The following is a 14364-nucleotide window of genomic DNA, read 5'->3' as shown; positions in this document are numbered from 1 at the left end:
CCGGGTCAGGACTCCTGCGCGAGATAGCGTTCGACGGTCTCGACTTTCGACGTCAGTGCGCCGGTAACGCCCGGGCGGATGTCGGCCTTGATCACCAGGCTACAGCGCGGCGCGACCGCGAGGATGGCGTCGGAGGCCTGTTTGATCACCCCCATCACCTCGTCCCATTCGCCCTCGAGTGTGGTGAACATGGCGTTGGTTTCGTTCGGCAGCCCGCTGGCGCGGACGATGCGGACGGCTTCGGCGACGGCGCGTCCCACATCGGCGCCGGTGCCGAGCGGGGTGACCGAGAAGGCGGCGATCATGGGGGTCAATTCTTCGCGTCGACCATCTCCTGCAGGGTGGCGACACGCGAGCGGAGGTATTCGAGTTCCGGTTCGTCGAGGACCGTGCGCTGAATGCCCGCCTCGACCTCGAACGCGCCCTGGCGGTGGTCGTCGATCACCTCGACATCGATGGCGACTGCCACATAGTCCTCGGCGCCGGGCATCGGATCGGCGATGACGCGCGCGCGACCGCGGGCGCACAGCGCCACATTGCCGCCACCGAGGATCAGCAGCGCGACATCGGGACGTTTGCGCAGCCGCGCCAGCGAACCGCGATCGAACTTGAGACTCAACAGGATTCGCCGATCGTCGGCACGCACCGGCCAGCTCACGGGAATCGCGTGCGGCGACGGATCGGTGGTCACCAGGACGGCGATGGTGTCCAGCGGCCAGGTCGGCAGGACGTCCAGTTCGGGATGCTCGGTCGCGGGCTGTTGACGTTCTCCGGCGCTGGCTACCATCTCGTCACCTCACGGTCGGCTCACGCGGCGGCGTCGGCCGCGACTGGCACCCCAGTGTAAACCGTTGTGCCGCTTACTTGCTGGGGTGCGAGCCGTCGACGTGAACTGCGCTGGTGGTAGGGGTGCGGACGGTTCAGTTGAGGCTGTCGGCCAATTGGCGGGGTTCGGCGGCCCGGTGGTGGTGCAGCAGCGAGAAATAGCGCCGCAGCATCAGCGCCGCCGTCGCGGCCAGGCCCGCGGTCAGACCCCACCAGACGCCGCTCGCCCCCAGACCCAGCGGGAAGGCGAGCAGCAACGCGGCCGGCAGACCGACGATCCAATAACCCACCAGCGACAACCGGAATCCGGCCCGTGTGTCCTTGATCCCTCGCAGCAGCCCGTTGCCGATGTTCTGCGCGGCATCGAAGAACTGCCCGACGATGGCGATCAGCAGCAGGCTGTGCGCGAGCGCGACGGTGGCGCCGTCGCGGCCCGCGAGAAACGGCCGCAACACCAGATCGGGCGCCGCGACGTACAGCACGCCGACGACCGCGGCCACCACGGCCGCCTGCCGCAACGCCAGCCAGGCCAGGTTCTGGGCGCGGCGGAACTCCTCGCGAGCCACGGCCCGGCTCACCAGGATCGAGACCCCGTGCGAGAGCCCCACCGCGACCTGGAACACGATGTAGACGAGCTGATACACCACGTTGTGCGCGGCCAGCGCCGCCGGGCCGAGCGTGCCCATCGCGAGGGCCAGCACCGAGAACATGCCGGCCTCGGAGCCGTAGGTGAGCGCGATCGGTGCGCCGAGCCGCAGTTCCGCGGTGACCGTTCGCCGCCGTACCGGCCACATCCGCACCGGCAGCGTCGGCCCCAGCGCCGCGTCACGGCGCACCATCACCCAGAACACCGCGAAGGTGACGAGGAAGACGACCGAGGATGCCACGCCGACACCGGTCAGGCCCAGGGCGGGCAGCCCGGCCCAGCCGTGGATCAGGGCCAGCGCGACCACCGCGTTGACGGCCACCGAGCCGAGCGTCACCACCAGCAGCGCCTGCGGCCGTTGCATGCCGACGGTGTATTGGCGCAGCACCTGGAACCACAGGCAGGGCAGCAGACCCGGGGCGAGCGCCACCATCATCGGCCGCGCTTCGGCCAGCACCGCCGCGTCCTGGCCGAGCCATTGCAGCGACCAGCCGAGGCCGACCAGGATCAGACCGCCGACCACCCCTGCTGCCGTGGCGATGAGGAAGCTCGATCGGACCACGTCGCGGATCTCGTGCTCGGGGTCGCGGCGCTGCTTTTCGGCCCGGCTCACCACGGTTGCCACCTGATTGCCACTGGCGGTGATCAACCCGACGCACATGGTGCGAATCTGATTGAACAGCACCAGCGCCAGCCCGCCGGCCGCCACCTGGTCGACGCCGAGGCTGCCCATCAGCGCGATATTGGTGGTGGAGATCGCGACCTGGGCCAGCTGGGTCAGCGCGATGGGCGTCGCGAGCGCCGTCAGCCGGCGTCCGTCGCCGCGGGGTGCGACGGCGGTCACGCCCTGGCCTCCGCGACAACGGCCGGATTCATCGGGCCCCCACCAGATTTCGTGTCTCGGACACCGCGGGGGCCGCGGGCGCGTAGCGGTCCAGCAGGTCGGTGACCGCGTGCTCGGCGGCGCGGTCGAGCAGATCGCGGTCGCTCATCCATTCGTCGTCGAAGACCGTGTCGAGGTACTTCTCCCCGCCGTCGCAAACGATGGTGACGATCGTCGAGCCCGGTTCGAATTCCTCGAGTCGTTGCAGCGCCACGTACACCGAACCGCCCGCAGACCCGCCGATCAGCAGACCGGAACGCTGTGCGACCGCGCGGGCGGTGGCGAAGGCGTCCACATCCGAGACGGTGACTCCCTCGTCCAGCAGCGAGTAGTCCACGGCCGTACCGACGGTCGCGCCGGGCGGGGTGCCGGTGCCCGACTGCCAGTACGGTCCGCCCGGCCCGCCGAACGCGATCGACCCGACCGGTTCGACGCCGATCACCCGCGCGGGACGGCCCAGGTCGCGCAGCCGCCGCGCCGTGCCGAACAGCGATCCGCCGGTGCCGACCGCGGACACCAGAATGTCGACATGTCCGAGATCGGCCAGCAACTCCTCCGCGACCGCGTAGTAGCCGACCGGATTGGCCTCGTTGTTGTGCTGTTCGGTGAAGTAGGCGTCCGGCCGCGCGGCCGCCATCGCCTCGGCCAGGTCCTCCCGGGCGGAGGTGGCCAGGCTGTCGTCGCCCTCGGCGGCGACATAGACGAGGTCGGCACCCATGGCTCGCATCGCGCGCAGTTTGTCCTTACAGGCGTGGTGGTCCACGACCGCGGTGAATCGATAGCCGCGTTCGGCCGCGACCACCGCCAGTCCCAGTCCGGTATTCCCGGATGTGGACTCGATAATATGCCCGCCATCTCTCAGCAAACCTCGGCGTTCGGCGTCGAGCACCATTTCGCGGGCCATCCGGATCTTCGCCGCGCCGGTCGGATTGAACTGTTCGAGTTTGAGTAGCAGCCGGGTGCCACCCTCGGTGACGGCCAGCTCGAACAGGGGAGTGTTTCCGATCAGGTCCGTCACGCGCGTGACGATCGGCATGCGAGTCTCCTCGGGAGTGTGATGGGAAGGGGAGTCAGCGTTCGAGCGTCCAGCGCAGCCGCGGCGGCCGCGCCGGATCCGCGTCCGGGCTGCTCGACAGCAGCACCTTCGGCGGGAGGGGGAGATCGTGGAACGACGATTCGTTCGAATCCATTTGATAACCGGCGGTATTCGGATAGACGAGCAGATCGCCGATGACCGCCGGCCGCGGCAGTGGAATGCGCCGCCAGCTCAGCATGTCCGATTCCAGGCAGGTCGCCGCGCCGACGCAGGCCGGGGTCACCGCACCCGGCCGCATCGGCCACAGCACCGGATCGGGCAGGTATTCACTGTCGAACCACTGCTCGGACAGGCTCAGGCTGGTGCCGTCGACGGTGAGCAGCTGGTAGGGAAGTGACTGTGCCGTGCGCGTTTTCACGCCTCGGACGCGGAACACCGTGCTTCCGGCGCGGTCCAGCAGCGCGCGCCCGGGTTCGATCGCGAGCCGGATGGCATGGGCGCGTAACACTTTCGCCAGGTCGTCGTGGTCGAGGACGGCGGCCAGCGCGGCCGGTCCGGCGGGACGCTGGTGGTAGGGATAGTACGAGTCGAAGGTCTTGTCCGCGTGGAACCAGTGCGGATCGTGGTCCTCGATGAAGGCGCGCCAGGCCGTGTCCGGCAGATAGTCCACACCGAATCCGCCGCCGATGGAGACGGTGGTGACCGGATGCCCGAGGGCGCGGGCGTGCAGGCACCGGTCGACCAGCGCCGCGGCGAGTTCCGAGCGGGCGATCGGGTCGTAGCCGGTCAGGTGAAAGCTGAAGCCCTCCACCTTGATCGGCGCCGGATCGGTGCGGTGCAGCACTGTGTCGAGCTCGATGTCGGTCATGCCGAATCGGCTGCTCGAATCCGGCGGCAGCACCCGCAGCAGCACCCGGGCGGTGGCGCCGAGGCCGGCGAGCCGGTCGAGTTCACCCGGTTCGTCGATGGCGATCAGAGCGCCGTGCCGGGAGGCCAGCCACAGCAGCTCATCGGATTTGGCGGGGCCGGTCACCACCAGGTCGTGCCCCCGGATACCGTGCGCCAGAGCCGAACTCAGCTCGCCGACGCTGGCGACATCGGCGCCGGCGCCGTGTTCGGCGCAGACCCGCACCACGGCCGCGGACTTGTTGGCCTTCTTGCCGTAATAGATCGCGCCGTCCACGCCGTGGCGCCGGAACTGCTCGCGGAAGCCGGCGATATTCACGCCCACTCGCTCCGGATACAGCACGTGGAACGGGCCGCCGACCGCATAGGCGATGTCGTCGAGCAGACAGGTGTCGGCCAGCAGCCGGCGCTCCCACTCGTCCCGGTGTGCGGGGAGGGGAGGCGCGGTGATCGAAGGAGGGGTCAACGTATCGTTGGGCGCCTGCGTACTCCGGCTCGCGGTCACCGCCTCGTCTCCGAGGCCGACGACCGCTTCGAGTCACCGAAAGTTGTTTGCGCAGTGGGCATACCCCATGGGCGCGCTCGCCGCGGTGTCGCCGGTCGGCCCGCACGTGGTGTAGTGGGCGGCCGGATCGTCGTCCGGTTCGCGGTCGGCCGGGACGACCGCGTAGCGCCAGGGGTGTGCGTCCCGGTCAGTCCCACAGCGGCACCTCCGTGCCCCGGCCCTCGGCGATGGCGCGTTCGGCCAGCGCGTGCGCGACGGCGATATCGGTGAGGACCAGGCCGCTGTTGTAGACGAACAGCCGCTCCTCGGCACTGGTGCGCGCGGTCGCGCGGCGGCCCAGAATCGCCGGCAGTTCGGCGTCGACCGAGCGCAGCCGCCCGTCCGGTCCCGCCATGTCGGTGCCGGTCAACGCCATCTGCTCGGCGCTGGTGGCGACCACGCGGTCGGCGTCGGCGAGAGTCGAAGGAGCCAGTCCGTAACCGACCAGCACCGCCACCGAACCTGGTGCCAGATCATCGGATTCGAGGGCGACCCGCGTGCCCGGTCCGGCGGTCGCGAGCACCACATCGGCCGTCGCTGCCGCGGCGCGCGGATCCTCGACCACGTCCAGATCCAGGTGCGGCGCGTGCGCGCGCAGGTGGGTGCCGACCGCTTCCAGCCCTTCGGGGTGGGTGCCGTACACCATCAGCCGGTTCAGCTGCGGATTCGCGGCGAGCAAGTGCGGCAGCGCGTTTCGGCCCTGGGTACCGGTGCCGATCAGCAGCACGCTGCGCGCGCCCGGCCGCACCGTTTCGCGCACCAGCAGCGCCGACACCGCCGGCGTGCGCAGTGCGCCCACCCGCGCGCAGTCCATCATCGCGATCGGCGTGCCGGTGGCGTCGTCGTAGAGGGTGATGGTCGTGTAGTAGCGCTTGGTGCTGCGGTCGTGGCTCGGATCGAATTTGTACGAGGTCTTCATCGCCACCACCCGGCGGCGGCCGTCGCGCCCCAGCATCGCGTACGCCACCGACCAGCCGTCCGGATGCGCCACGCTCAGCTTGCGGGGGTTGTCCGAATCACCCTGTGCCAAGGCCAGATAGGCGTCCTCGACGGCGCGCACCACCTCGTTGGGGGCGATCGGGACATCGGCGAGATCGCTGCGGCTGAGTACGCGCAACGGGGTGGGGCGGCTGCTCACTGCGTTCCTCGGTTCACTGGTCGGTTCATCGGTGCGAGATCTTCGGTGCCGCAGCGGGGTCGGGCGCGAACGGCCGCACCGTCCGCTGCCCGTATCCGCTTTCGCCGGCCTCGGCCGGTGCGCGGCGGCGTGCCAGCCGGATGTTGACCCGTTTGAGCCAGCGGTCGGTCCCGTCGTATCGGGGCGTGAACGGAACCCGGCCGTGCACGACGACATCATTGTCCATCAGCAGCAACTCGCCGGGCTCCAACACCGCACGGTGACAGACTCGTTCCAATTCCGTACCGAGATCGGCGTAGGCGCAACGGTATTCGGCGCCGGCCTCGTCGAGCGGGGTGTAGGCGGGGTCGTAGCGCAGGGTCGGCCCACCGTCACCGGCGGCGACGGTGGCCACCGGGGCGGGGCGATGTCCGCTGAAATCCTCGCCGTAGGAGACGTCGGGCAGGATCGGCACCGTCGGTTCGGCAAGCCGCCGCCGCCCGTCCGCGTCCAGGCTCACCTGGCGGACCGAGGACACGGTGGTGCCGACCCGATCGGGATTGCGCAGACAACCGAGCAGAAGCAGATGCGCGCGTTCGGGATGGAAGGCGTCCTCGGTGTGCGGGCTCAGCAGGGTGGTGCTGCTGGCGCCGGACTGCTCGTGTTCGTGACCGGGCGTGGGCAGGATGTTGTTGACCAGCCGTCCGCCCTGCTGGCCCTGCCAGCCGAACGGTTCGCCGGCGCAGCGGGCGAGCAGTAACAGTGCGATATCCAGGCGAAACGATGCCGGGCACGCCGGTCTGGCGGCATGGGTCCAGTCGGGCGGCGTCGGGCCGAGCTCGTCGTCGCGCACCGGCAGGCGGCCGATGATCGTCGCGCCGGCGGCGGTGTCGGGCGGTCGCAACGCGGTTCGCACCGCCGCCGGAAGGTCGGCGGCGTAGGCGTCGACGAGCCGGATCAGGGCCGGATCGGAGAGGGTGCGCCGGACCGGTGCAGAACCGCCGGGTGTGTGGTCGAGTGTGATCGCGATCTCTTCGGCTGAGCAGAACACGGCCGCCGCGGCCTCGGGCGGAAGCGTACGGCGGTCGATCGGTTCGGTTTCTTCGTGCTGGGGTGTCTTACGTTCGCGGAGAACGTTTTTCACCAGGAGTTCCCTTCCTCGCAATGGGGATGAAGCAGGTGGTGAAGACTCGGACTGCGAAGTTAGTCGCTCCGTTGATCTTAAGCAAGGCTTACCTAAAGTACGCCGTTGGACATAGCGTTTCGGTATCGAAAGGTTGCGAGGAAAGGTAGCTGATCGTATGCCGAGTCGGGTGGAGCGCACCGTCACGGTGCGTGCCATCCGCGCGCGAATCTGGATGATGGAGAGGTGCGTTCGACCATCCCCGGATTCCGGCCCCTCGCGTTCGCCGCTGTCGCGGCGGTCGCACTGCTGTCCGGATGTGCGGGAACCGATAACCTGCCCCCGATTCCGGACGGTTTCCCGCCCGGTGCGGGCAGCCCGGTTCCGCTGATCGACCTCGATGCGCCCGGCCGTAGTGCCGAACAGTTGCGTGACTGGGCGCGAGGGCAGTCGGACGCGCTCGGCATTCCGACGGTCGCGCTCGAGGCCTATGGATACGCGGCCGAGGTCATGGCCCAATCGCGTCCCGACTGCGGAATCGGCTGGACCACGATCGCGGGCATCGCGCGGGTGGAGAGCAAGCACGGCCGCCACGGCGGATCCGACCTGGATGCCGACGGTGAGGTCCGCCCGCCCATCCGAGGCATCCCGCTGGACGGATCACCCGGTGTCGCAAGGATTCTCGACGACGAAGCCACCGCCCGCGCCGGTGCTCCGGTCTACGTGCGCGCCGAGGGGCCGTTCCAATTCCTGCCCGAAACCTGGCAGCACTGGGGTGTGGATGCCAACGGGGACGGCCGCGCGGATCCGGACAGCATCGACGACGCCTCGCTGACCGCCGCGCGCTACCTGTGCGCCAGCGGCGGTGATCTGCGCACCCCGGAGGGTTGGCAGAAGGCGGTGTTGACCTACAACCAGTCCACTACCTATATGGCGACCGTGCGGACGAAGGCGGCGGCCTACAGCGTCGGCCGTCGCGCCTGACGCCCGTGTGCCCGACGACCGTGACCGCGCCCACCTGTGTCGTGCGTCCCGGACCGCACCCATTAGGCTCGCAGACGCACGGGCCCGCCGTGCGACCTGCTCATGGACGGCGGTGGGCAGGGCCCTGAATTGATCGCCAGCAGCCGAAGGAGTGTCGTTTCGTGGCCATCATCGAACAGGTCGGAGCTCGCGAGATCCTGGATTCACGCGGTAACCCCACCGTCGAGGTCGAGATCGCTCTCGACGACGGCACGCTGACCCGCGCGGCGGTGCCGTCCGGCGCCTCCACCGGCGAGCACGAGGCCGTGGAGCTGCGCGACGGCGGCGACCGCTACGGCGGCAAGGGTGTCCGCAAGGCCGTCGAGGGCGTGCTGGACGAAATCGCACCGGCCGTGATCGGCCTGGACGCGGTCGAGCAGCGCACCGTGGACCAGGTGCTGCTGGATCTGGACGGCACCCCGGACAAGTCCCGCCTCGGCGCCAACGCGCTGCTGGGTGTGTCGCTGGCCGTGGCCCGCTCGGCCGCCGAATCCTCGGGGCTGGAGCTGTTCCGCTATCTGGGCGGCCCGAACGCGCACGTGCTGCCGGTGCCCATGATGAACATCCTCAACGGTGGCGCCCACGCCGACACCAGTGTCGACGTGCAGGAATTCATGATCGCTCCGATCGGCGCGCCCACCTTCCGCGAGGCGCTGCGCTGGGGCGCGGAGGTCTACCACGCCCTCAAGGCCGAGTTGAAGTCCAAGGGTCTGTCCACCGGTCTCGGCGACGAGGGCGGTTTCGCGCCGGATCTGTCCGGCGGCACCCGTGAGGCGCTGGACCTGATCGCGTCGGCGATCGGCAAGGCCGGTTACAACCTCGGCAGCGATGTCGCGCTGGCTCTCGACGTCGCCGCGACCGAGTTCTACACCGCCGGAACGGGCTACAAGTTCGAGGGCGCCGAGCGCACCGCCGAGCAGATGGCCGAGTTCTACAACGACCTGCTGGGCGCGTACCCGCTGGTCTCGATCGAGGACCCGCTGTCGGAGGACGACTGGGACGGCTGGGTCGCGCTGACCGATCTGATCGGCGACAAGATCCAGCTGGTCGGCGACGACCTGTTCGTCACCAACCCGGAGCGGCTCGAGGACGGCATCGCCAAGGGCGCCGCCAACGCGCTGCTGGTGAAGGTCAACCAGATCGGCACCCTCACCGAGACGCTGGACGCGGTCGAGCTGGCCCACCGCAACGGCTACAAGACCATGATGAGCCACCGTTCGGGCGAGACCGAGGACACCACCATCGCCGATCTGGCGGTCGCGGTCGGCAGCGGCCAGATCAAGACCGGTGCCCCCGCCCGCAGCGAGCGCGTCGCCAAGTACAACCAGCTGCTGCGCATCGAGGACGCGCTCGGCGATTCGGCTCGCTACGCCGGTGACGTCGCATTCCCCCGGTTCGTCTTCGAGGGGTAGTAGCCTCGTCAACGGTTGTGGCGCGCGGGGCCGGTCGACACAGCGGCCGGTCACCGCGCGAAACCGTTGCGCTGTGCGGTCGAATCGCAGCGCCGCTACGGCACGGATTTGCAGCACCGCTGCTGCACAGATTCGCAGCACCGCTGCGGAGGCAGGCGATTTCGAGGTGTGGGGATGACGGAGCGACGGGCGCGCGGTACCAGTCCGGCAGGACGCGGTGACCGCCGCTCGACGCGGTCTCCCCGGCCCGAACGGTCCGCGAACGGCTCCGCGCGCACGCCCGCCGGCAAACGGGCCGCGCAACGACGTCCGGCCGGCACGAAGTCCGAGCCGCGCACCACGCGGGCGAAGTCGAAGAAGTCCGAGGATCGCCACGATCGCCGGATTCTCGGGCTGTCCACCGGGCGGGCCGTCATCCTGGCGGCGGTGCTGTGCGCGCTCGCGCTGACGCTCGCCGTGCCGATGCGCACCTACTTCAGCCAGCGTTCGGAATCGGCGCAGCTGGCCGAACAGCGCCGCGATCTGGAAAGCGATCTGACGCGGTTGCGCGACCGTCGCGCACAGCAGCAAGATCCCGCCTACATCCGCTCCGAGGCCCGCGACCGGCTGCGGCTGGTGATGCCGGGCGACACCGCATACATCGTGCAGGTCCCCGGGATCGAACAGCCCGCGGTGCCGGTGCCGACGAGTCAGGCCCGCCGCCCCGACCCCTGGTACACCCAGCTGTGGCGCAGCATGTCCAACCCGCAGCCCATCCCCGCGCCGGCGCCCCCGCCGCCGCCACCACCTCCGCCACCACCCCCGCCCGATCCTGAAGGAGAACCCCGGTGACCGACCCCGCTACGCCCGAGCCCTCGTCCGGCGAGGCGCGTGCCGAGCAGGGTGCGCCCGCCGCGGCGGATCTCGAGATCGTGGCCCGTCAACTCGGCCGAGAGCCGCGCGGGGTCCTCGCCATCGCCTATCGCACGCCCGACGGCCAACCGGCGGTCGTGAAGACCGCGCCGCGGCTGCCCGACGGCACCCCCTTCCCCACGCTCTACTACCTCACCGATCCGCGCCTGACCGCCGAGGCGAGTCGCCAGGAGGCCGCCGGACTGATGCGGGGGATGACCGAACGCCTGGCCGCCGACCCGGAACTGGCCGCCGCCTACCGCGCCGCGCACGAGAGCTACCTGTCCGAACGCGACGAAATCGAGTCGCTGGGAACGGATTTCAGCGGTGGCGGGATGCCGGAGCGGGTCAAATGCCTGCACGTGCTGATCGCGCATTCGCTGGCCAAGGGCCCGGGCCTGAATCCCCTCGGGGACGAGGCGGTCGCGCTGGCGGCCGATACCGGACTGCGCGGCACCGCGATTCCGCAGGACTGGCCGAAATACGAGCAGTATCAATCGAATACCGATGCGGGAGACAGTGATGAGTGACCGGGTTGCCGCCGTCGACTGCGGCACCAATTCCATCCGGCTCCTGATCGCCGATGTCGGCGCGGACGGCCACCTCACCGACGTGCACCGCGAGATGCGGATCGTTCGGCTCGGCAAGGGCGTCGACGCCACGGGCGAACTGAATCCGGAGGCGATCGAACGCACCCGCGTCGCCTTGCACGACTACGTCGACCGCATGATCGATGCCGGAGTGAGCCGGGTGCGCATGGTCGCCACCAGCGCCACCCGCGACGCCCGCAACCGCGACGACTTCTTCACCATGACCGGGGTGGAACTGGGCCGCGTCGTGCCCGGCGCCCAGGCCGAGGTGATCACCGGCGACGAGGAGGCGCGGCTCTCGTTCGCGGGCGCGGTCGGCGAATTGTCCAGTGCCGAAGGGCCGTTCGTGGTCGTCGATCTCGGAGGCGGATCCACCGAAGTGGTGCTCGGCGACAGCTCCGGCGTACAGGATGCCTACTCGGCCGACATCGGCTGCGTGCGGATCACCGAACGCTGCCTGCACGGCAATCCGCCGACCGGCGAGGAGGTCGCCTCCGCGCGTTTCTTCGCCTCGCAGCAGCTGGCCCAGGCATTCGGCGTGGTTCCGGTCGAGCGGGCCCGCACCTGGGTCGGTGTGGCCGGCACCATGACCACGATCGCCGCCGTCGCGCTGGATCTGCCCGAATACGATTCGGATCGGGTGCATCTGACCCGGCTCACGTTCGATCAGCTCCGCGAGGTCTGCCACCGCCTCATCAGGATGAACCACGACGAACGCGCCGCCCTCGGTCCCATGCATCCGGGCCGGGTCGACGTGATCGGCGGGGGCGCGGTGATCACCGAGGTGCTGGCCGACGAACTGGCCCGCCGGGCGGGGATCGCCGAGTTGATCGTGAGCGAGCACGACATTCTCGACGGTATCGCGCTCTCGATCGCCTGAGGGGAGCTCCCCGACATCCCCGCGTGATCGGCGTTTTGCGCGATCGGTGCCCCCCGTTGCTGGACAATTGCGTCTCATGAGCAGGGTGGAACCCGTCCCGGGAGAGCAGGCGGCACCGGAGACACGCACGATATTCGGCCATCCCATCGGGCTGGTCAACTTGTTCGGAGTGGAGCTGTGGGAACGGTTTTCGTTCTACGGCATGCTCACCATCCTCGGGTACTACCTGTACTACTCGGTGACCGACGGCGGGCTCGGGCTGGAGAAATCCACCGCCACGGGCATCGTCGGCGCCTACGGCGGGCTCGTGTATCTGTCGACCGTGCTCGGCGGCTGGCTGGCCGACCGGGTGCTCGGGATGGAGCGGACCGTCTTCTACGGCGGCGTCGTAGTGATGGCCGGGCATATCGCGCTGGCGGTGCTGCCCGGATTGACCGGTGTCGGGGTGGGTTTGGTGCTCGTCGCGCTCGGCTCCGGCGCGTTGAAGGCCAACGCGTCCTCACTGCTGGGCACGCTCTACGAGAAGGGTGACCCGCGTGCCGACGGCGGTTTCACGCTGTTCTATCTGGGCGTGAACCTGGGCGCGTTCGTCGGCCCGCTGATCACCGGACTGCTGCAGACCCACCTCGGATTCCACTACGGATTCGGGGCGGCGGCGGTCGGTATGGCGCTCGGACTCACCCAGTACGTGATCTTCCGGCGCAATCTGGGTACCCACGGGCGGGAAGTGCCGAACCCGTTGCCGCGCAGCCAGATCGGGACGGTGATCGCCTTCCTGCTGGTCGTCGCGGTGGTGGTGGCGCTCGCGATGTGGACCGGGCTGGTCCGGTTGTCGAATCTGTCGTGGGTAACCACCGGCGTGATCGCGGCGGTATCGATACTCTATTTCGGATTGATGTTGACCAGTCCGAAAGTGGTTGCGGTGGAACGAGTCCGAGTGCGGGCCTTCATACCGCTGTTCATCGCCAACGCCGTGTTCTGGTCGCTGTTCCAGCAGATCTTCACGGTGCTGGCCGTCTACTCCGACGAGCGGATGAACTGGACGCTGTTCGGCTGGACCGCGCCGGCGAGCTGGATCGGCTCGGAGGAACCGATCTGGGTCATCGTGCTGTCGCCCTTGTTCGCGCTCATGTGGACCCGCCTGGGCACCCGAGCCCCCACCACGCCCCGAAAGTTCGCCTACGGCGTGATGGGGATGGGCGCATCGTTTCTCCTGTTCGTCCCCCTGGCCGGCTTCGACGACAAAACCGTTCCCGCCCTGCTCGTCTTCGTCATCCTGGCCGGCTTCGCCATCTCCGAACTCCTGCTGTCCCCGATCGGCCTCGCGGTTACCACTCAGCTCGCCCCCGAGGCTTTCCGAGCCCAGATGATGGCCCTTTACTTCTTCTCCGTCGGCATCGGCACCTCGATGTCCGGCGTCCTGTCCGAGTTCTACGACACCAGCCACGAAGTCGCCTACTTCGGCATCACCGGCCTGGTCGCGATCGCAGTGGGAATCGTCGTTTACTTCCTAGCCCCGCAGGTCAGCCGCTTGATGGAAGGCGTGCACTGAGCAAATCCCCGGACAATTCCGAGACGGACGTACGACTTAGGTACGCTATCCCAGCCGCCCCCGTAGCCCAATTGGCAGAGGCAGCGGACTTAAAATCCGCACAGTGTCGGTTCGAGTCCGACCGGGGGCACCGAGAAGGTGCAGGTGGGCTTCGTTTTTCATCTTGTGCCCGGGTCGTTTTCGTCGTCCTCGTCGGCATCCGCACGCGGGTCTGCCCACGTATCCGGGGCGACAGGTGCGGATACGTGGGCATGGGCTGTTGTCGTGGAGGATCACCCGGCGGCAACCGGAGTCGATCGTCCCTTCCAGACGAGCAGCGCGGCTTCGGCGATGAAGAAGACGCCGCCGCCGGTCGCGTATACCGACAGCACATCCAATGTCGGTGTGGCGCCCAGTGATTGGCCGATGTAGAACAGGCCCACCAGGAACGACAGGCCGCCGGCGATCAACATCGGCCACTGTTTGCCCAGTTCGGGGCCGCGGCGGTACAGGCCGACGGCGACCTGGGCCGCACCGGAAAGGACCGCCCACGCGCCGAAGGTGGCGAGGGATGCGGCTACGCCGCCGGTGATCGCGGCGATACCGGCCGCGACGGCGGCCAGGGTGCTCAGGGCGGCGTTGAAGGCGGTTACCCGGCGTTCGGGGCCCGCATCGGTCGCCTTGTAGTCGATCAGCGACGAGACGGCATCGATCAACGGGTACGCCACCAGCAAGGCGACGGCGAGGGCATCGAGCGGTTCGTGTGCGGCGGCGAAGGCGGCGGCCCACGCGAGGGCGAGCACGCCGCGGCTCGCGTACAGGCGGATCAGCGCGGCGCGTTCGGTTTTCACGGTAGCGAGGGTGGGGGTGCTCATCGGATTCTCCTCGGTTGGAACGACAGAACCTCACTGTCGTCCGGGAATCCGATCGCGACATCCGTCGCATGACGCTGATGAC

14 protein-coding genes and 1 tRNA gene are annotated in these 14364 nt (G+C 69.0%); 7 read left to right on the top strand and 8 right to left on the bottom strand.

Annotated features, from left to right (window positions below; genetic code table 11):
• Positions 1-5 precede the first annotated feature (5 nt).
• The 7 genes from NMI01S_RS09100 to NMI01S_RS09070 all read right to left on the bottom strand — a co-directional run bounded on the left by NMI01S_RS09100 (position 6) and on the right by NMI01S_RS09070 (position 7101).
• Positions 6-305, bottom strand: a complete 300-nt coding sequence (locus NMI01S_RS09100) for an MTH1187 family thiamine-binding protein (RefSeq protein WP_062995486.1) — start codon at positions 303-305, stop codon at positions 6-8.
• Between the two features lie 5 nt (positions 306-310).
• Entirely contained in the window at positions 311-787 is a 477-nt protein-coding gene (locus NMI01S_RS09095) for a pyridoxamine 5'-phosphate oxidase family protein (protein WP_039780672.1), read from the bottom strand.
• A 133-nt stretch (positions 788-920) separates the two neighbouring features.
• Entirely contained in the window at positions 921-2315 is a 1395-nt protein-coding gene (locus NMI01S_RS09090; protein WP_062995485.1) for an MATE family efflux transporter, read from the bottom strand.
• A 28-nt stretch (positions 2316-2343) separates the two neighbouring features.
• Positions 2344-3390, bottom strand: coding sequence for a PLP-dependent cysteine synthase family protein (locus tag NMI01S_RS09085; RefSeq protein ID WP_062995484.1), 1047 nt, complete (start codon positions 3388-3390; stop codon positions 2344-2346).
• A 34-nt stretch (positions 3391-3424) separates the two neighbouring features.
• The gene (locus NMI01S_RS09080) at positions 3425-4801 is read right to left on the bottom strand and encodes a type III PLP-dependent enzyme domain-containing protein (protein WP_218020946.1); all 1377 of its coding nucleotides are present in this window, start codon (positions 4799-4801) and stop codon (positions 3425-3427) included.
• Between the two features lie 187 nt (positions 4802-4988).
• Positions 4989-5978: an ornithine cyclodeaminase family protein gene (locus NMI01S_RS09075; RefSeq protein ID WP_174554465.1), complete on the bottom strand. Its 990-nt coding sequence runs from the start codon at positions 5976-5978 to the stop codon at positions 4989-4991.
• 25 nt (positions 5979-6003) lie between these two features.
• Entirely contained in the window at positions 6004-7101 is a 1098-nt protein-coding gene (locus NMI01S_RS09070; protein WP_062995483.1) for a TauD/TfdA family dioxygenase, read from the bottom strand.
• Positions 7102-7326: 225 nt separating this feature from the next.
• Here NMI01S_RS09070 and NMI01S_RS09065 point away from each other — a divergent pair, with 225 nt between their 5' ends.
• From NMI01S_RS09065 to NMI01S_RS09035, 7 genes are all read left to right on the top strand, one after another.
• Positions 7327-8064, top strand: coding sequence for a lytic transglycosylase domain-containing protein (locus NMI01S_RS09065; RefSeq protein ID WP_439956245.1), 738 nt, complete (start codon positions 7327-7329; stop codon positions 8062-8064).
• 161 nt (positions 8065-8225) lie between these two features.
• Positions 8226-9515 carry a phosphopyruvate hydratase gene (gene eno, locus NMI01S_RS09060; protein WP_062995482.1) on the top strand — a complete coding sequence of 430 codons (1290 nt, stop codon included), beginning with the start codon at positions 8226-8228 and terminating at the stop codon, positions 9513-9515.
• A gap of 174 nt (positions 9516-9689) precedes the next feature.
• Entirely contained in the window at positions 9690-10346 is a 657-nt protein-coding gene (locus NMI01S_RS09055) for an FtsB family cell division protein (protein WP_062995481.1), read from the top strand.
• Positions 10343-10936, top strand: coding sequence for a DUF501 domain-containing protein (locus tag NMI01S_RS09050; protein WP_084512770.1), 594 nt, complete (start codon positions 10343-10345; stop codon positions 10934-10936). Before NMI01S_RS09055 ends, NMI01S_RS09050 begins: the two co-directional genes overlap by 4 nt.
• Positions 10929-11876: a Ppx/GppA phosphatase family protein gene (locus tag NMI01S_RS09045; RefSeq protein WP_062995480.1), complete on the top strand. Its 948-nt coding sequence runs from the start codon at positions 10929-10931 to the stop codon at positions 11874-11876. The genes NMI01S_RS09050 and NMI01S_RS09045 overlap by 8 nt, the downstream gene beginning before the upstream one ends.
• A 76-nt stretch (positions 11877-11952) precedes the next feature.
• Positions 11953-13428: a peptide MFS transporter gene (locus NMI01S_RS09040; RefSeq protein ID WP_062995479.1), complete on the top strand. Its 1476-nt coding sequence runs from the start codon at positions 11953-11955 to the stop codon at positions 13426-13428.
• A gap of 56 nt (positions 13429-13484) precedes the next feature.
• A tRNA-Leu gene (locus NMI01S_RS09035) sits at positions 13485-13558 on the top strand.
• 142 nt (positions 13559-13700) lie between these two features.
• Here the strand turns inward: NMI01S_RS09035 and NMI01S_RS09030 are convergent.
• Positions 13701-14282: a hypothetical protein gene (locus NMI01S_RS09030; RefSeq protein WP_062995478.1), complete on the bottom strand. Its 582-nt coding sequence runs from the start codon at positions 14280-14282 to the stop codon at positions 13701-13703.
• Positions 14283-14364: the final 82 nt, after the last annotated feature.

The sequence above is a fragment of the Nocardia mikamii NBRC 108933 genome (assembly GCF_001613505.1).
GTDB lineage: Bacteria > Actinomycetota > Actinomycetes > Mycobacteriales > Mycobacteriaceae > Nocardia > Nocardia mikamii.
Note: the sequence above shows the minus strand (reverse complement) of the source record. Positions and strands in the feature narration are given on the sequence as shown.